The organism is Mesorhizobium sp. (assembly GCF_004962245.1).
Classification (GTDB): domain Bacteria; phylum Pseudomonadota; class Alphaproteobacteria; order Rhizobiales; family Rhizobiaceae; genus Mesorhizobium.
Genome location: NZ_SUHQ01000053.1, coordinates 1 through 18,084, shown reverse-complemented (window position 1 = coordinate 18,084; position 18,084 = coordinate 1). Strand labels below are relative to the sequence as shown.

17 protein-coding genes are annotated in these 18,084 nt (G+C 57.1%); 10 read left to right on the top strand and 7 right to left on the bottom strand.

Going from position 1 to position 18,084, the window contains the following annotated elements:
* The 4 genes from E5X88_RS31860 to E5X88_RS31845 form a co-directional block, all read right to left on the bottom strand.
* A partial coding sequence (locus E5X88_RS31860) for a hypothetical protein (RefSeq protein WP_292168192.1) occupies nucleotides 1-182 on the bottom strand: 182 nt, incomplete at its 3' end.
* Nucleotides 183-231: 49 nt separating this feature from the next.
* Nucleotides 232-660, bottom strand: coding sequence for a hypothetical protein (locus E5X88_RS31855; protein ID WP_292168190.1), 429 nt, complete (start codon nucleotides 658-660; stop codon nucleotides 232-234).
* 123 nt (nucleotides 661-783) lie between these two features.
* Nucleotides 784-1,305 carry a hypothetical protein gene (locus E5X88_RS31850; protein WP_292168188.1) on the bottom strand — a complete coding sequence of 174 codons (522 nt, stop codon included), beginning with the start codon at nucleotides 1,303-1,305 and terminating at the stop codon, nucleotides 784-786.
* 171 nt (nucleotides 1,306-1,476) lie between these two features.
* Nucleotides 1,477-1,617 carry a hypothetical protein gene (locus E5X88_RS31845; RefSeq protein ID WP_292168187.1) on the bottom strand — a complete coding sequence of 47 codons (141 nt, stop codon included), beginning with the start codon at nucleotides 1,615-1,617 and terminating at the stop codon, nucleotides 1,477-1,479.
* A 168-nt stretch (nucleotides 1,618-1,785) separates the two neighbouring features.
* Here E5X88_RS31845 and E5X88_RS31840 point away from each other — a divergent pair, with 168 nt between their 5' ends.
* Nucleotides 1,786-2,319 carry a hypothetical protein gene (locus E5X88_RS31840; RefSeq protein ID WP_292168185.1) on the top strand — a complete coding sequence of 178 codons (534 nt, stop codon included), beginning with the start codon at nucleotides 1,786-1,788 and terminating at the stop codon, nucleotides 2,317-2,319.
* On the opposite strand, the gene E5X88_RS31835 is transcribed toward E5X88_RS31840, so the two are convergent.
* Nucleotides 2,271-2,564, bottom strand: coding sequence for a hypothetical protein (locus E5X88_RS31835; protein ID WP_292168184.1), 294 nt, complete (start codon nucleotides 2,562-2,564; stop codon nucleotides 2,271-2,273). The two genes, E5X88_RS31840 and E5X88_RS31835, sit on opposite strands and share 49 nt — an antisense overlap.
* 329 nt (nucleotides 2,565-2,893) lie before the next feature.
* Complete coding sequence (locus tag E5X88_RS31830) at nucleotides 2,894-3,241, bottom strand: hypothetical protein (RefSeq protein ID WP_292168182.1); 348 nt, start codon at nucleotides 3,239-3,241, stop codon at nucleotides 2,894-2,896.
* Nucleotides 3,242-3,305: 64 nt separating this feature from the next.
* Between E5X88_RS31830 and E5X88_RS31825 the strand changes: the two genes are divergently transcribed.
* The 9 genes from E5X88_RS31825 (at nucleotide 3,306) to E5X88_RS31785 (ending at nucleotide 16,199) form a co-directional block, all read left to right on the top strand.
* The gene (locus tag E5X88_RS31825; RefSeq protein WP_292168181.1) at nucleotides 3,306-3,428 is read left to right on the top strand and encodes a hypothetical protein; all 123 of its coding nucleotides are present in this window, start codon (nucleotides 3,306-3,308) and stop codon (nucleotides 3,426-3,428) included.
* 179 nt (nucleotides 3,429-3,607) lie between these two features.
* Nucleotides 3,608-5,383 carry a DUF262 domain-containing protein gene (locus E5X88_RS31820; RefSeq protein WP_292168179.1) on the top strand — a complete coding sequence of 592 codons (1,776 nt, stop codon included), beginning with the start codon at nucleotides 3,608-3,610 and terminating at the stop codon, nucleotides 5,381-5,383.
* Between the two features lie 55 nt (nucleotides 5,384-5,438).
* Nucleotides 5,439-7,073, top strand: a complete 1,635-nt coding sequence (locus tag E5X88_RS31815) for a class I SAM-dependent DNA methyltransferase (RefSeq protein WP_292168177.1) — start codon at nucleotides 5,439-5,441, stop codon at nucleotides 7,071-7,073.
* Entirely contained in the window at nucleotides 7,063-8,280 is a 1,218-nt protein-coding gene (locus E5X88_RS31810; RefSeq protein ID WP_292168176.1) for a restriction endonuclease subunit S, read from the top strand. Before E5X88_RS31815 ends, E5X88_RS31810 begins: the two co-directional genes overlap by 11 nt.
* A complete protein-coding gene (locus E5X88_RS31805; protein WP_292168175.1) occupies nucleotides 8,277-8,828 on the top strand; it encodes a hypothetical protein in 552 nt (183 codons plus the stop codon). Before E5X88_RS31810 ends, E5X88_RS31805 begins: the two co-directional genes overlap by 4 nt.
* Before the next feature lie 2 nt (nucleotides 8,829-8,830).
* A complete protein-coding gene (locus E5X88_RS31800) occupies nucleotides 8,831-9,526 on the top strand; it encodes an abortive infection family protein (protein WP_292168173.1) in 696 nt (231 codons plus the stop codon).
* Complete coding sequence (locus E5X88_RS31795) at nucleotides 9,523-12,666, top strand: type I restriction endonuclease subunit R (RefSeq protein ID WP_292168171.1); 3,144 nt, start codon at nucleotides 9,523-9,525, stop codon at nucleotides 12,664-12,666. The genes E5X88_RS31800 and E5X88_RS31795 overlap by 4 nt, the downstream gene beginning before the upstream one ends.
* A gap of 291 nt (nucleotides 12,667-12,957) precedes the next feature.
* The gene (locus E5X88_RS31790) at nucleotides 12,958-13,512 is read left to right on the top strand and encodes a hypothetical protein (RefSeq protein ID WP_292168169.1); all 555 of its coding nucleotides are present in this window, start codon (nucleotides 12,958-12,960) and stop codon (nucleotides 13,510-13,512) included.
* Nucleotides 13,513-13,628: 116 nt separating this feature from the next.
* Complete coding sequence (locus E5X88_RS31785) at nucleotides 13,629-16,199, top strand: hypothetical protein (protein WP_366664746.1); 2,571 nt, start codon at nucleotides 13,629-13,631, stop codon at nucleotides 16,197-16,199.
* Nucleotides 16,200-16,355: 156 nt separating this feature from the next.
* Here E5X88_RS31785 and E5X88_RS31780 read toward each other — a convergent pair whose 3' ends face one another.
* Nucleotides 16,356-17,564, bottom strand: a complete 1,209-nt coding sequence (locus E5X88_RS31780) for an integrase arm-type DNA-binding domain-containing protein (protein ID WP_292168167.1) — start codon at nucleotides 17,562-17,564, stop codon at nucleotides 16,356-16,358.
* Between the last annotated feature and the right edge of the window lie 520 nt (nucleotides 17,565-18,084).

Sequence of the window (18,084 nt, the reverse complement as noted above, 5' to 3'; positions counted from 1 at the left end):
GACTGACGGCCTTCGTCCAATATCGAAGCCACCGCGGCCTTTGCCGGAGGGTTACTCAGTGTCAAGTGGCAGTAATCAGCGACGAACTTCAGTTCACCTCCAGCGACAGGGCCACCCTTTTCGCCAGGGAAAGCCGGAGTAGCCAAAGCGATCGCGAAGATTAGTCCGCAAACCTGTTTCATATCCCTATCCCGACTAAAGTCGCTAGAGGCTCAGCCTGACCACACCGCGCTAAGGCTGACGCCACAGGCCGGGCTCACAAGGGGCACCGATAGCTGCCCTCGCTCCCTTGAGGGTGAATTTGACCGGATCGATGTTGGGGACAACGACCCTCACCGATCGAGAGCTACGCAACTGCTTCATAACCTCTTGATACCAAGAGATGCCGGCTCGAATGTCAGTGGTGATAACGCCGGTGTACGGGCTCAGCGATTTTGAACCGTCAAAGATTAGGGTAAGCGGCCCGTTGATTTCCTGACCGCCGATTTTGATCGTGATTCCCGTGCCGCCAGGATTGGTAGCCCCACGATTGCATGTCACCATTATCTCATTGCCTGGACCGTGGGTAATAATTGCCTCATCGAAACCCTGCCCCGAACCAGAGACCCAATGATCATCATTGCCAAAGGCGAATGCCTGGCTGGCGATTATTAACAGCACGGCAATGCTTATGGGAGCACGCGTAAACGTCCTAGTATGTACACTCAAGCTCAGTCCTCGCCTCTCGCCTGAATAATAGGTCAGCCCAGAAACATCTTTTCTCGCACGATGGTAAAAGGCAATTCAACGATCTTTGCGGGACATCATGGCCCCAAACAGCACCAGCAAGAGAAGAAGGACGAGCGAGAACGCGAGCTGCACCGCTGTCAGAAATAGGCCAAACACCAAGTTTGTTTTGAGGACGTTCATACCCAGGGCTGCGATCCCAAATATCGCGGCGAGAACCGCTACGAGCACCTCTCCGTTCCCAGGAGCGCCCTGTGCGTGGTGATTGATCCAAGCTAGCAGAACGAGACATACAACCGCCATAGACGACAGCACCACGCCACCAAACATATGGCCCAAGCTAAGATCGTATCTACCGCAAAGGCTGATTGTCCATGCCAAACTAATAGTCAGCGAGGCAATCGTGGCGACCCAATATGCGGCCTTCCAAATCGGCGCGAAGTCGTTCGTGGCGCTTTCATAAAGAAGATACACCCCGAGAGACAGGGTGGCCATCAGGAACAGCGAGCTTATGGTGCCACCAAATGGCACTCCACCAGAAGATTCGCTGTCGAGCGTGTCTTGGACTTGGTTAGACATCCCATTCCCCCCTTTTAGGTGAACCGCCTCGATGGGCAGGCCGAAATAGACCGTTGCGCTTCTGGCCCATCCCCGATGCCCAGGTTGTCAGTTGAGCCACGGCATTTCTGGAGAGGGAACCGGAATCGCCTTTACGCGACGGGTTGGATGATCGAAACAGCGGAATACATATTATAGTTGATATCTATGGAGGGCTGAGCCAGCCGCCCAGGCAAGCAGGAACCAGTCCTCGAAGCTCATGCCGTCCTTGCGGGCGCCGAGGAGCGCGCCGACTACGGCGATGAACGGGCCTGCGCCAACGGCCAGTATCACAGCCGTCTTTACGATCGGTGCGGCGATTTCTGGCCAATGAACTGGCCGCCCGCGTACATCGCCGCTAGCGGGATTGTGACGGCGACGGCAAGAGACGCGAGAGTGCCTAAGAACACCATTTTTTCCCCTTTACGAAATCTCCCCCGTAGCATCTTTATATTGAGCTAAATGATGATCGAAGGACACAAATATCCCGGTGAGCTTGCATCTCCGCAGCAGATTCATGAGCTGGCGGGAGAATACCGCAAGGCGGCAAACCTACTCCTTCAGTTGGGCCGGTCCGGTAAGCCACTCACGCGAGCGCCATTTAGATTGACGGCAATCCACGCGATCGAACTCTATCTGACCCCGCTTCTGCTCCACCGCGGGCACAATCCCAATCAACTCCGCAAAATGCAGCACGACCTGTCGGCGCGGACGGAGCATGCCCTGGTGGTGGGGCTCCGCCTTCGCTCGAAAACCGCCAAACATCTCCAGTCCCTCAGTCAGAACCGGGAATATCTCATCACCCGCTACGGCCCAGAACTGGCAGCAACCGCCTCGCAAATAAATCGCCTCACCGCCACCCTTGAAGAGGTGGCGGCAAAGGTCACGGTTTTGATCGGGTTGTCCCCCAGGTTGCAGCAGGTAGACCCAGCTGCCGCCCGTGAGGTTCAAGGCCGAGATTCGGCGACCTCGTTGTCCGCGGCGACTGCCAAATGAACAACATGATGCAACAGGAATACATCAACGAGGTACGCGGCCTCGTCCCGTGAAATCGGCAACATGTCTGCGGTGATTTCACTATCGATATAGCCTTCGGGATCCCAAAGGGTTCGAGTCAGCTTCTCGTTGGCCGGTTCAATCCTCTCAATAATCCTTTCGAACGCTGCGTTTGCGGCATCGATAAGCACGGCACGGTCAGCCCCAGCGACTGGCAGGGACGCAATAACGGCATGGGTATCCATGACGGTTGTTTCCTTATGGAATGGCGGTCTCTTACCTCAGCATTTCGGTCGCCGGTCCGACGCTGGTTCTTGAACGGGTGGCCAATCGAAGCGCCAGGCGCCACCTTATGCTCACATGCGCAGCCGCAGGATACGCCGGAATTGGCCGGATGCAATCCAAAGCAGGAGGGAAATCTCGGAACTTTCGCGACGAATGGCGGCGACGGTCGATGTCTATCGGGGCTTGTTTCCCTTTGCCCCTTAAAGATTTGGAATGTTTCCGGCCGAAATCCTCGATGCCGCTATTTGCATCAAAGCGACCTCGGCCGTGGTAAGCATCATCGCCATAGTTAGCGACCCTTAATCTTCGCTAGATCGAGGGAGACGGTCGCCTGGGAAACACCGATCAGATTGGCAATCGCGGTCTGTCGCAAGCCCTGCTTATCAAGCTGCTTGACGAGTCGACGGCGGCCCGACGGAGACATTTCGGACGGTTCGAAAGCCGTCATCTGCCGAAATTGCCCTGTGAGCATCATGCTTGCCGATTGGACACGGCCGTCAGCCCTCTTCACATGAGCTGAGGCGAACCCGGATTGAATAGTGAGCTTTACGGTGTCGCGTCGATCGACATTGAGATCTTCGAGAAGCGTCGTGACGGCCGTATAATCGATCTTTCGCCTCAGCACGAGGTTCGGCATCCAATTCCTCCACTAATAGGAATCATACTAAACCTATCAATACAGGCGATGTGGACTGCCGTCAATGAGAACTGAGCCTATGTGGATTGCCCTTGCCGACATGCAGGCCAGGACGGCCGAGCGCCGCAACCGGCGCCAGGCGCAGACCTTGCTCGTGGTGCAGGGCCATCGGGTCGAGCAGCGATAACGCTTTTCGAACTCGCGAGGCTATCGTGGTAGCCACCTCGACCTCTTGACACCTCCTCCTGGGAGAACCGGAAGCGATAGCAGGACTGCTTGTCGCAAAGGACCCGCATTTTCCGAGTTGGCCAGATGAGAATGGATCGCTAGTGTAGCGATTCAATAACGAAGAAGCTTGGGGGGCATATGTATAAACCGGGCGGCACCATCGCCGAAGCGCTTGGCCGTATTCAGACAAAAAGCTACGTCTTGCCCGCCATTCAGCGCGAATTTGTCTGGAAGCCAGAGCAGATTGAACGGCTGTTCGATAGCCTGATGCAAGGTTATCCCTTCGGAACGTTCCTGTTCTGGAAGGTGGAGGCTGCGACCAGTGGAAAGTTCAAGTTCTATGACTTCGTCTTGAACTACCATCAGCGCGATGCTGCTCATTGTCCGGAATTGGGAAAGCTCCATCATCAAAGCGTGACCGCAGTCCTGGATGGGCAGCAGCGCCTCACGGCACTGAACATTGGCCTCAGAGGCTCGATGGCGATCAAGCAACCTAACAAGTGGTGGACAAATCCTGACGCTTTTCCCCTCCGAACGTTGCGTATTGACCTTTTAGCTCCGTCATTGCCCGATGAAGATGGCGTTCGGTATCGATTCAAGTTTCTGGACGACGGACAAGTCGCCCGCGACGAGGGTGCCCACTGGTTTAAGGTCCCTGACATTCTCGGCATGGAAGACGGTCCAGCGATGCTGGCGTCGTTGATGGAGCGCGGGCTCCATGGCGAAGCTCTGAAGGGGGCCTATGCCATACTCGACCGCCTCCACCGCGTGGTCAACTCGCACAATCTGATCAATTACTACGAGGAAGAGACCCAGGACCTTGAGCGCGTCCTCAACATCTTCATCCGGCTGAATTCGGGCGGCACGATCCTTTCCTACTCCGACCTGCTGCTCAGCATTGCTGTGGCCCAATGGAAGCAGGTCGATGCGCGCGCAGAGATTCACAAGCTGGTCGATGAACTGAACCGCATCGGAACAGGGTTCGCTCTGAGTCAGGACTTCGTCCTTAAAGCCGGCCTCATGCTGGCGGACATCGCATCCGTGGGGTTCAAGGTCGAGAATTTCACAACTGAAAATATGCTCGCGCTGGAATCCAACTGGCTCGCAATTCGGTCGGCTCTCGTCCGGACCGTCGAACTGGCCTCCAGTTTCGGTCTGAACGGGCAGACGCTGAAGGCCGACAGCGCCCTTTTGCCGATTGCTTATCACCTCTACAAGCGGGGTGCTCCTGCTAACTACGTGACCCACAGCCAGTTCGCCGACGATCGGAGCGCGATCAGAGGCTGGCTGGTGAGATCGATCATCAAGGCCTCAGGCATATGGGGTAGCGGTCTCGACACCCTCTTGACCGCGCTTCGCGAAGCGATTCAGGCAAGCGACGGGTCGGCATTCCCAGCCGAGCAACTGCGGCAAGTCATGAGCCAGCGTGGCAAGTCTCTAACGTTTGAGCCAGCGGAGATCGAGGACCTTCTATACATCGAGTACGGTGACAAGCGAACATTCCCGCTGCTTTCTCTTCTTTTTCCGTTTGTCGACCTGCGCAATCAGTTCCACGTAGACCACATCTACCCCATTTCCAGGTTCACGCCCGCGCGCCTTCAGCGGCAAGGATTCAGCGAAGCTGATGCTGATGTCATGGGCCGGCATGCAAACACCTTGCCGAACCTTCAGTTGCTCGAAGGCGCCATCAATAACGAAAAGCGAGCAGCCATGCCATCGACATGGCTTTCGGCGCACTTGCCAGACGCAGCTTCCCAACTCCACTACCGCACTATGCACGAACTGGGCGAACTCCCAGCCGATTTGCAGGATTTTGAATTTTTCTATGCCGCGAGACGAGATCGCCTCCGGATCAAGCTGACCGAAATGCTCGGCGGCTTGGTCCCAGCAGCGATGCCAACCGTCGCAGCATAATGACAGATTTGTCTATCCAGTCGTAACCGATCACACCTTGAAGTCAGGAACACCAGTGCCACGAGGACGTAAACCCGGGACGAAAACCTCGAATCCGAAGCCAGAAAAAGCGGCGCCAGCAATCGCGACAACGCTCTGGGCAGCCGCCGACAAGCTCCGTGGCAACATGGACGCCGCAGAATACAAGCATGTCGCGCTCGGCCTGATTTTCCTGAAGTACATTTCCGACCGGTTCGACGCTCGTCGCCGGAAGGCGGAGGCCGATCCTGAGGAGCGCACCTTTCTTGATGATCCGGAAGTTTTTCGAGACCTCTGCCTCGGCGATAACATCTTCTTCGTTCCAGATCGCGCGCGGTGGGATTTCCTGAAGGAGAACGCTACCAGCACGAAGCCCACTATCGGGGAACTGATCGATCAGGCGATGATCGATATTGAAGCCGAGAACGCTAGCCTGCGTGGTGTTCTCACAAAAAACTATGCGCGTCAGGAATTGGACCAGACCAAGCTCGGTGAGGTCCTAAAGCTTTTTTCTGACATAAAGTTCGAGGATTCCCACCAGGGGCAAGACGTTCTCGGCCGGGTCTACGAATACTTCCTCGGCGAGTTCGCTAAGATGGAAGGCAAGCGTGGCGGGCAGTACTATACGGCCGGCTGCGTGGTTAAGCTGCTGGTAGAGATGCTGGAGCCTTTCAAGGGCCGCGTCTACGACCCTTGTTGTGGTTCTGGCGGCATGTTCGTCCAGTCAGAACGCTTTGTCGAAGAGCACGGCGGCGGTCTCAACGAAATCTCGGTGTACGGCCAAGAGTCCAACGCTACGACGTGGCGCCTCGCCAAAATGAACCTTGCCATACGGGGCATCGAGGCGAACCTCGGTTCCAAATGGGCGGACACCTTCCATGAGGACTTGCATAAGGGCCTGATGGCGAAACACGTCCTCGCCAATCCGCCCTTCAACGATAGTGACTGGGGCGGCGACAAATTGACGGGCGACGCCCGCTGGAAATACGGCGTGCCGCCTGCCAGCAACGCCAACTGCGCCTGGCTCCAACACATCATCTACCATCTTGCGCCCGATGGCTACGCGGGCGTGGTGTTGGCTAATGGGTCACTTTCGAGTCAGCAATCCGGCGAGGGCGACATCCGCCGCGCCATGATCGAGGGCATCTGGGATCCAACGGCAAAAGTTATGCTGCCCGGTCTCGTCGACTGTATCGTGGCACTCCCGGGTCAACTCTTCTCGACCACGCAGATTCCGGTCTGCCTATGGTTCCTTACGCGCGATAAATCCAATGGCCTCTCGCGCGACAAAAAGCTGCGCGACCGCACGGGCGAAATCCTTTTCATTGACGCACGTGAGCTAGGTACAATGGTCTCTCGCACGCTGAAGGAACTGACCGATGAGGATATCGCCAAGGTCGCCTCGACGTACCATGCCTGGCGCGAGGTTGGCGGGCGATACGGAGACGTGCCGGGCTTTGCCAAGTCGGCCAGTTTCAAGGAGGTGGCGGATCAGGGTTTCGTGCTGACGCCGGGCCGCTACGTCGGAACGGTAGAAAGCGATGTGGAAGATGAGCCTTTCGACGCCAAGATGGCGCGGCTGACTGTGGCTCTTCGCGAGCAGATGTCCGAGGGAGCAGTGCTCGACGAGCGTATCCGCAAGGCGCTGGCGGGGGGCGGCCATGGCTGGTGAATGGCCAACGGTAGAGATAGGAGCCGTTGCGGACATCTACGATGGTCCGCATGCAACGCCGTCCTTCGTCGATGCCGGTCCAGTTTTCCTTGGCATCGATGCGCTCGAAGAAGGTCGATTGGACCTGTCTCAGACACGTCATGTGACTGAGGACGTCTTCCGAGAATGGACACGACGGGTTGTTCCCAGGTCTGGGGATTTGGTGTTTTCTTATGAGACTCGGATTGGGCAAGCGGCGCTGATCCCCAAGGGACTGAAATGCTGCCTCGGTCGGCGACTGGCACTTGCTCGTCCGAAGTCCGAAGCACTGAACAATCGATACCTGCTTTACTACTACCTCGGGCCTGCCTTTCAGGAACATCTCCGTGCGCATACCAAGCCGGGCAGCACGGTTGATCGCATCCACCTACGGGATTTCCCGAAGTTCCCGCTCGTCCTGCCGCCACGGCCTTACCAAGATGCGGTTGCCGAACTCCTCGGTGCCATCGACGACAAGATCGAACTGAACCGACGCATGGCCGCGAACCTGGAGGAGATGGCTCGGACCCTTTTCAAGAGCTGGTTTGGTGAATTTGACCGCGCGCGAAGCCAAACAGCTCAGTGCTTGATCGATGAAGGCACAATAGAAATCGGCGATGGATACCGAGCAAAGAACGATGAGCTCCGGGCTGAAGGGGTTCCCTTTATCCGAGCTGCTAATTTGGTTGAGAGCATCGATACCATGGGAGCCGAAAAGCTTGACCGCTCCTCTGCACTGCGGGCGGGTAGCAAAATGTCGCGTGTCGGAGACGTAGCCTTTACATCGAAGGGCACAATCGGTCGACTGGCGCGCATATCTCAATTTACAGAGGAATGCGTATATTCTCCACAGGTTTGCTATTGGCGTACCTTGGACGAAAATAAGATTCACAGAGCTATCCTGTATTTCATCATTACAGATCGTTTTTTCCAGGCTCAAATTAATGAAGTCTCGCGAGAGACCGATATGGCACCATACGTGTCACTCCAAAACCAGAAGCGGTTTAGGTTACCAACTTTACCATCCTCGCAAGCTGAACGGGGCGTGGAGCTTGAACAGTTCCTTTTGCGGCGCGAGCAGCTTTTCGAGCAGAACAAGATTCTGGTTAACCTCCGTGACACGCTCCTTCCCAAGCTGATCTCCGGAGACCTGCGCATCAAGGACGCCGAGAAGGCGGTGGCCGCATGAACGAACGCGACGTCGATCTTTCCTGGGCTATTTTCTCTGATCTACCTGACGAGCCTGAAACTCGGTACGGCGCGATGTTGGTCAATTGGAACGGTCAGACCGGCCGGACCACCTATGATATGGCGCAATCTTACAGGACCGCCGCTTTCCGGCTGCTCGACGAAGCAAGCAGGTACAACGAGTCCTGGGAGAGTGTCGATCCAATCCTGTTCTGCTTTCGTCACGCCCTTGAACTCAATATGAAGGCAATCCATCGCGGGCCGGCGAAGCGAAGCCATGGACTCCAAGAACTGGCGGCCCACCTGCATGAACGCCTTGTCGGCTGTTATCGGCAGTCCCAACTGGACTGGCTTAGAGACCGAATCCGCGAGTTCGATACAGTAGATCCTCGCTCGACGGCGTTCAGGTATGATGACGTCGCCAACGCCAATGTCGCGCCGGAGGTGTGGGTGGACTTCGCACAACTCCGGCGCATCATGAATGCAATCTTCAGCGCACTAGACAAGATACGGCTCGACGACTTCGAGCGCGTCGGGGAGAAAACCTGACGATGCCCTACTCGCTCCAGATGCTTCGCGCCCTGCTTGACGCGCACCCTGACCGGGCGGAGCCTCTCAGAATTCATATAGAGGCTCTGGAACGCAGCATTGAGAGCCAACCTGCCTTCTGTCTGCAGAGTGTACGGACGCTTTTCGAGGCCGCGCATTCGACGATAGCGCCGAGGTTAGGGATCGAGTTCGCCAAGAACGATGGCTTCCCGGGCCGGATGCGCGGCGTGATTGACGCTATGGATTTCTCCCTCACGAATCATCCAAACGCGGCCGAGATCAACGAACACATCAAGTCGCTCACGAAGGGAATTGACGACGTGGCGGTCGCGCTGGCGAAGCTTAGCAATGTGCCCAATATGCGCCATGGCGGGTCCCTGGATTGGGGAACGCTGCAGCGCCAGCATGCGCTGATGCTGGGCGGCCTTTGCGACAGCCTTGTCGCTTTCCTGTTCGATGTCGCCTGGAGCCGGGTACTCTCGGAACCGGAACAGGAAGATGTCGAGACGTACGACGCCCATGCCGACTTCAATGAGTACCTCGATAACGAATACGAGATGGTTGAAATTGCCGGCGCTAGTTTCCAGCCTAGCTATGTGCTCTTTCACCTCGACGAGACCGTATACGACGCGGCACGCATCGACTGGGAGGCGGAGCGAGCGAGCGAACGTCAGCCGAATACCGAGATCGCGGCATGAGCGAGCGCTACACGCTGCCGACAGAAACCCAACGCCTTGATCTTGCCGAGGAAGCCGTCGAACTAGCGGCGCTATCTTGGTTCGAACTAATCGGTTGGAAGTCGGTTCCCGGTGACTATCTCGCACCTGGCGGCCCGATGGGCGCCCGGTCTGACTATCGACAGGCGATTCTAGAACCAGAACTTCGAAGTGCAATCGCCAGCCTAAATCCGGAGGCGACCGCAGCCATGGTGGACGCGGCCATCCGGACGATCATGGCCATACCCAGCCAGGACGTGATCGAGAACAATAGGCTGTTCCATCCCTTTCTGGCCTCCGGTGTTCCCGTCGAGATCAACGAGCATGGAGAAACGAGGACCATTGGTCTACGAATCCTTGACCGTGAAAATCCCTCGGCCAATCGGCTGCTCGTTGCGAACCAGTTCATTGTGAAAGGGGACCGAGGTGTAGTTCGCACGGACCTGACCGCGTTCATAAACGGCCTCCCGGTTGCAATACTGGAGTTCAAAAATCCGACTAGCGTAAATGCCACGCTGGAACGGGCGCATACCCAACTGAGGAACTATGCCGACAAGTGTCCGGACCTGTTCCGTCCAAATCAGGTTCTTGTAATTAGCGACGGCATGCAAGCGCGCATAGGTTCTCTTACCGCAGAGCCGGATCGGTTTGCGCCTTGGCGTACGATCGACGGGACGGAACTGGACGACACGGGCCGGTCCGAGCTTGAGGTGCTAATCCGAGGTGCATTTGCGCCTGAACGATTCCTCGACCTTATCGTCGATTTTGTGGCTTTCGAAATGAAGGAGGGTTCCGTCCGATCGAAGAAGCTGGCCGGCTATCATCAGTTTCATGCCGTGCGGAAGGCGCTGGCATCTACAGTGGCCGCTTCGCAGAAAGGTACGCGAAAGGGCGGTGTCGTTTGGCATACCCAGGGATCTGGCAAATCGCTAACGATGCTCTTCTTCGTGCGTCAGCTTCAGCTGGCGAAAGCATTGAAGAATCCAACTATCGTCATGGTGACGGATCGAAACGACCTGGACGACCAGCTCTTCGGGACCTTTGCCGATCATGGTGCAGCGCTGCGCGGGACGCCGCGCAAAGCCGAGACGGCGGAAGAGATGCGCCGGCTGCTTTCGGTGGATATCGGCGGGCTCGTGTTCACCACGATACAGCGGTTTCGCGGTGAGGATGGGAAACACCCACTGCTGACAGATCGCGGCAACGTCATCGTGATCGCCGATGAGGCCCATCGGACCCAGTATGGCTTCAAGAAAAGGTTTGTAGAGCGCGACGGCGAGATTCGAGAGGCCGTAGGATTTGCCGACTATCTTCGACAGGCCCTGCCAAATGCAACGGCCGTAGGATTCACCGGGACCCCGATCGAGGAACGAGATCGCGATACCTACGGCACCTTCGGCGACGTCATTGACACCTATGACATGACCCAGGCCGTCAAGGACAAGGCGACGGTCCCGATCCACTACACCGCGCGCTTGGCCAAGCTGCACCTGTCCCTTTCCGACGATGACCGGACTCAACTCGATACGCTGGCAGAGGAGCTCGCGGAAGGGGAGGACGCTGCGGTCGAGCGGATCAAGGGTAAGCTTACCCGGTTTGAGGAGATCGTCGGCGCCCCGGACCGGATTGAGGAAATTGCGGCCGACGTTGTGGCGCATTTCGAGAAACGACAGGAGGCAATGGCCGGCGGCAAAGGAATGATCGTCACGATCAGCCGCAAAGTCGCGGTAATGCTCTATGATGAGATCGCCAGGTTGCGTCCGGATTGGGTTGCGGTCGACACTCGCGATGACGCCAACGGCATGCTAAAAGTTGTCATCACGGGGAATCGCTCAGACGACCCGGCGGCGCTTCAGCCGCATCTTCGAACAAAGTCTCGCCTTGAAGCTCTGGCCAGTCGGTTCAAGAACCCGGCGTCTGGTTTCGACTTGGTCATTGTCCGCGACATGTGGTTGACCGGATTCGATGCCCCGTCACTCCATACCCTCTACATAGACAAGCCAATGCGCGGACATGGCCTGATGCAGGCGATAGCACGCGTCAATCGTGTCTGGGGGGATAAGCCAGGTGGCTTAGTTGTCGACTATCTGGGGATCGGAGCCGAACTGAAGGCAGCACTTTCGAAATACACCCAGGGTGACCGCGATCAGGTCCGCATGGATGCCGACGAGGCTGCTCGACAGACGCTTACAAATCTCGAAAGCGCCTTGGCTTTCCTAGAGGGAGCACCCTGGCGTTCTTTTTTTGGGGCAAGTCCCGCTCAGCGTCTTACGCTGCTCAAGCAGTGCCTTGAGCACCTTCTGTCGACCCGGCAACGCGAGGCCTTCATCGACGTCGCCTTGAAACTTGAAGTCGCCTACGCGATCAGTGCAGGCGACGAGCGGGTCTCGGCGAAGCGGAATGAGATAGCCCTGATAGCTGCCCTGCGTGCAAACCTCGTGAAATATACCTCCGGTGGAGGTCGCAGTCGCATTTCGGTCGAGCGCGATATACGTCAACTCCTTTCCCGAGCGGTCATGGCTGATGGGATCCTCGACATCTTCCAGTCAGCTGGACTGGATCAGCCCGACCTTTCGATCTTTTCCGAAGAATTCCTTGCCGAGGTACGCGACAGCAAACAACAGAACTTGGCGATCGAAACCCTTCGTCGGCTGCTTGCTGACGAAGTTAGATCACATGCTCGGACGAATATCGTCCAATCGACGAAGCTGAGCGAACGCCTCGACGATACACTTCGGCGATACCACAACCGCGCGGTCGACAGCGTGCAGGTCATCGAAGAACTGATCGGACTCGCCCACGAGATTCGGAACAATGCAGCGCGCGCTCGGGAATTAGGTCTCACTGACGAGGAGATAGCATTCTATGAGGCACTGGCTGACAACGGATCAGCAAAGGAACTGATGGCCCACGAGACACTCCGAACCCTCGCGCAGTTGCTTGTTCAGACCATACGGGCGTCAGCGACGATTGATTGGACACGCAAAGAAGGCGTCCGCGCCAAAATGCGGATCGAGGTGCGAAAGCTGTTGGCTCGGTATGGTTATCCGCCCGATCTCCAAAAGGCGGCCGTCGATCTCGTCGTAAGGCAGGCTGAGACAATTGCGGCCGACTGGGGATAAGATCGCCTAGTTCATCTCGCTGCGGATCAATCCCGAAAAGTGGGGCGAACAAGTCAACACTGTCCGCCCCTATGCCATCTGCTGGGGACTACCAGCCCGCCTCATGATCGATACGGATTTCGTACTGACTAACGAAGTCCTTCAGACCAACCGAGGAGAGGTACCCAACGAAGGCGATCTGGTTCTTCAGCGCTTCGTCGGCTTCCGGTCCGGTCACGCGAAGATAGAAGTTCGAAAGTTCAAGGGCGGGAGAGTGCTACCTTACCTGCCAGGCCACGAGGAGGACACGCTGTGACCATTGCTTGCCTTGGTTGGGGATCGTTGATCTGGGATCCGCGCGAGCTGCCTATTCAGAGACGCTGGTTCGATGACGGGCCTTTTATGAGAATTGAATTCACACGTCAGTCGAACGATGACCGGATCACACTGGTCATCGAAGAGAATGCTACACCTGTCCGAACGCTCTGGGCGGTCATGGATCCGACGGATTTGAACGTTGCGAAAGAGGCGCTTCGGCAACGAGAAGGCAGGCCATCGAGAGAGTTCATCGGGCATTGGAACGTCACGGAGGCATCACCCGGATCTATTCCCCACCTGCTAGAATGGGCCAATGCACATGGCGTAACCAGCGTTATCTGGACAGCCCTGCCCTCCAAATTCGGGGGCGAGGACAGAAGAACGCCGACATCCGATGAAGTGCTGGAACACCTGCGTCGGTTGGTTGGTACGAAACGCGACGATGCCGAACGCTATGTCCGACTGGCTCCACGGCAGATCGACACCGCCTATCGTCGCAGGATTGAAGCCACACTGGGATGGACGCCGTTGGAAAAATGGCCTGCCTGACCAGCCAGCCGATCTCAGCCGTCGAACGGACAGGCTCAAAGTAGCGCCGTACGCAGAGACGCCCAATTGCATTGTGGCTATACGGCGATCTTCTCAAATGCATTCGGAGTGGCTAGTTGGTCGCGATGGAATGGAAAGACTGGCTGCAACTTACGCCTCCTGCCTTCGAGCGCAGACTCAGGAGGCGGCTGTCGCGCCCAATTAGCCATAACAACTTTATTGAATTGTATAACGCTCTGATAACTGTCGCCGACGGCAGACCACGGGAAGTTAGCGCCATCTGTCAAGCAATCGTGCCGCTGTTCAGGCGGCGCGGTCGAGACCGCGAGGTCCTTCTCTTTCTGGAATTGCAAGCCCGCTCAAACCTGAGTGCCAGAGATGTCTCGGCGGCTTTCGAAGCTCTCGACGAGATGTCAGACGAGGATCAGAGCGATGCCACGCGCAAAATCGTGCTGGAGATAGCGCAGGCCGTTTGGTCCGATATGGATTCGTACGGATCGAGCATCGACCAGCGGCCGCGCGTTTTGGCTGCAGTCTCAAGAATCTTCAGCCGGTATGCCGAGAACGAGCAACTGGTCAGAATCTATCTCGAAGCCGCCAACCTGTATTCCCGTCACGGCGCGACTCAATCCGCATACCGCTGCGCGAACGACGCGGAACAATTGGCTCACCAAATCGAATCCCTTCCACTGCTTGTGGAGGCTTGGCAGACGGCGGCAGCGATTGCGGCGGAAGAGAACGATTACAAGTGGTCGGCTTCCGCCGCCGAGCAGGCTCTCTCGGGACTGAAGGAATTGAGACGTGCCCCGTCTGCTGCTCTGCTAAGCAACCTCGCGGTTGCGAGGATGAACCTAGATGAGACGGAAGTAGCGATCGAGCACTTCTGCGCGGCGTTGAAGATGCTCCCAGAGGGTGCGGCCAACCGCGCGGCGGTTTTGATCAATTTTGCGGCTTGCTTGCGGATGCACGGCGAGCCGGAGGCGGCGGCGAAGCAGCTTTCCTTCGCTCGATCGGCACTAGGTACTGAGGAATGGCCGGACACACGTCTTGAGCTTGAGCTGGTGTCGGCGCGCGTTGAGAAAGAGCTGGGTAGGCCGGATCGTATCACTGCGCACCTCGCTGCAGCGTCGAATCACCTCGATGACCTTTTGGCACCGATACTGCGCCTCCACCACCGAAGAGGAGCGCGTGAACGTTACATCGCCCGCATCGAGGGGCTTTGTCGGTCGCTGCCGCAGCAAGGTCCAGTCTGCGACATCCTGAAGCCACTCGTCAGCGTCAGGTGCAACGCACTCGGCGACTGGCTCTCGATATTGGACTGGGCAGCCGCCATTGCAAAACGTCCGGACCTGCCGGAAAAAGAACGGCTGGCGCTGCAGGTTGCTGTACGTAGACTAGGCGCTTTCGGTGCACCACATCTCTACGGATATCGTGAGAAGTACGATGATGCGTGGAGTACATCGATGGGAGGACCTGTTTGGGACGAACTATCGATGTTAGCAGCCAACCTAGGTTCGCTTGGTGTGCCGCCTCCGCTTTCCAGAGTAGCATTGTCCGAAACGATAGGCCTCTGCGAGCAGAGGCTACGTGAAGGCCATTGTCTCATGGCGCTGACCTACGCTGGGGACGACCCGTTACTTTGGTGCCTCATTGGCGATCAGTATCGACGAGTCACCATTCCAGGGGTTGCCACTCTAGCGTGGAAGTTGGCGCAATTGCGCTATGCATCCGCCGAGATCGAGCGTTCGGTCTTCGCGGCCGAGCTCGACGGCCTATTGGAAAATGTGGGACCCGTCATAACCCCGCTACTCGACGAAATTGCCGGCAGTGGTTGTCGATCCATCAGATTCCTTCAGGATTTCGGAGACACCCTTCCGCTGACGGCCCTGACGCTTGAACATGTCGGGTTGGCCGACCGAATGTCTTCCGGCGAGTTCGAGGTGCGAATGGTTCCGGCCATCTATCCGTCGGTTTGCCTTGAAGCGAAGCATCCCTTGTCGGTCGTCGCTATCGTCGATGGCTCCGACAATCTTCTTCTGCCCCGCCACGAAGGAAAGGCCTTCGCTGCACTAGCCGAAGCGGCGACACTCCTCACGGTAGATTCCAGCACTGAAGCCTCGGTCTCGGAGGCTGTAGGTGATGCCGATGTGCTATTGGTCTCAACGCACGGCCAACCACTGACCCAATTCACCGATGCCTTCTTCGCGCAGATGGGGTCCGCTGAAAGCCGTCACTTGATCAGCGTAGAGTCACTGCAGCGGGACGCCCCAGACCTGAATCTCTCGGTAGTGGTTCTAAACGCCTGTTACTCGGGATCGGGATCATCGAGGAATTATCAACGAAGCTTCCGTACGAGCGATCTCGTCACTTTCCCGTCTCTCTTCCTACTCAACCGGCGAGCGGTCGTCGCAGCGGCGGCCTGGAAGACGAGCGACACCGCAGGCTTCCTCTACGCGAGCCTCGTTGGAAGCCGCCTGAAGCAGGGTTTCGAGCCATCACGAGGAATGGCGAGTTCGATCGTAAATCTTAGGAGGATGTCTAAGTCCGAAGCGCTATCATTTCTTGACTTTGTTTCGAATGACAAAGATCGCTCCGCTGCCCGAGCACGTATCGCAAAAGCCCCCAAGGATGGCCTATTTTCGAATCCGTATCTGAGTGGCGGCTTCGCCGTCCACGGATTACTCTGATGTATTGGCTGCTGGCCATTTTTGCCGAAGACCGGCATGCCTCCCGAAGGGCGCGTCTTTGACGATCCGCTATCTGCCGAGGCAGGACTACCCACCAAAGAACCTGAAGCATCCGGCCGAAAGATCAGTCCGTGGGTAGCTGTCAAGTTGCAATCCCTATCGTATCGTACGTATTTTTTCCAATCGCACGACATTCCCATTCTTCGGACCTGCGAGATAATCGGACCAAGCCTGCATCAGCTTGCGACGCTTCTCGATGGCGTCCGCCCGGCGATAAGCTCGCTCCACGGCATTGCCCACCTCATGGGCGAGAGCTGCCTCCGCCACTTCTCGGGGAAACTTTGTCTTATCGCCCGCCCAATCCCTGAAAGAAGAGCGGAAGCCGTGAACTGTGACGTCCACGTCCAATCGCCGCAGAAGCATTTCCATCGCGGACGTCGACAGTGGCTGGTCCTTTTTCTGCCCAGGAAAGACGTAGTCGGACACTCTCAGATCATGAAGAAGCTTGACGAGGTTCAACGCGCGACTGGATAGCGGCACGCGGTGCTCCTTGCTGGCTTTCATCCGTTCGGCAGGAATCACCCAAAGGCCAACGTTCAGATCAAGCTCGTCCCATTTTGCGCGGTAAACCTCCCCAGAGCGCGCAGCGGTCAGGATAAGGAACTCCAAAGCTCGCGCTGCCATTGCTTCAGCGGACCTCAGTCGCACAACGAACGCTGGGATCTCATGAAAGGCCATAGCGGCATGATGACCTCTAGTCAGCTTCCTCCTTGCAGGCAGTACGTTCTTTAGGTGGCCGCGCCATAGGGCGGGATTTTCCCCTTCCCGCCAACCTTTGGTCTTTGCGAAATCCAAGACACGCTCGATGCGCCCCCGGAGCCGAGAAGCTGTCTCCGGTTTAGTCGTCCAGATCGGCTTCAGTACCTGCAAGACCTCCTCGGTGCCAATCGTCGAAACCCTCTTGGAGCGGATAGGGTTGCAATAGTCCTCAAGCGTCATTTTCCACTGCGCGCGATGCTTCTCGTTCCGCCAAGAGGTCTCCATTGACGCTAAGAATTTATCCGCACAGTCCCCGAAAGTCGGCTCGGCTTCTTTGGCCCGTTCGGCGATAGGGTCCCGTCCCTCCGCAACAGCTACGCGACATCCGCCAGCTTTCGCTCTCGCTTTCGCCAGTGACACCGCTGGGTAGGCGCCCAGCCCCATTTCCCGGCGCTTGCCGCCGGCTGGCGTCCACATGAAGAGCCAAGACTTCGTGCCGACGGTAGACACGTTCAGATACAACCCACCGCCGTCGCTATGACGGCCGGGGTTCCACTTATCTGACTTGACTTTAACGTCCGTCAGTTTTTGGAGCGAACGGACCATCGTCCCCACTTTCTTCCCCACTTTGGTTTGCGAATAGTAGGGAACATTGGCGGACGATGGAAGACACGTGATGCCAAAAACCCTTTTGAATCTTGGGCTTTTGAGAACGATGAGGAACGCCAGAAAACACGAGTATGGCGGACTCCCTCTCCGCCATTAGCCGCCGATTGCCGCACAAATTGACGATCTATATCGTTATTTATCAATAAGATAGATCATTAGGAGGCGACTGTGCCACGAGGCATGGCTCTCGCACTCCCGACCGGGTGGGATAGTCCTACCGGTATAGCCGCCGATCACACGCCATAGCCCGCTTCGCCTCTGCTTGGGCATGAATGGATTGCCACCTATGCCGTTACCGGTTGAGTGCGATGCGCTCCTTCCTCGGGATCGAACATCGACATGCCGCCAAGGGCCGCCGTTACCGGCACTTCGTTCTGTAACACGTCCCAATGCTCGGCTAGGTGTGGTGCCTCAGCAGGTTGTCCCGATCGAAGCCGAGGCGGCTGATGGGTGGTTT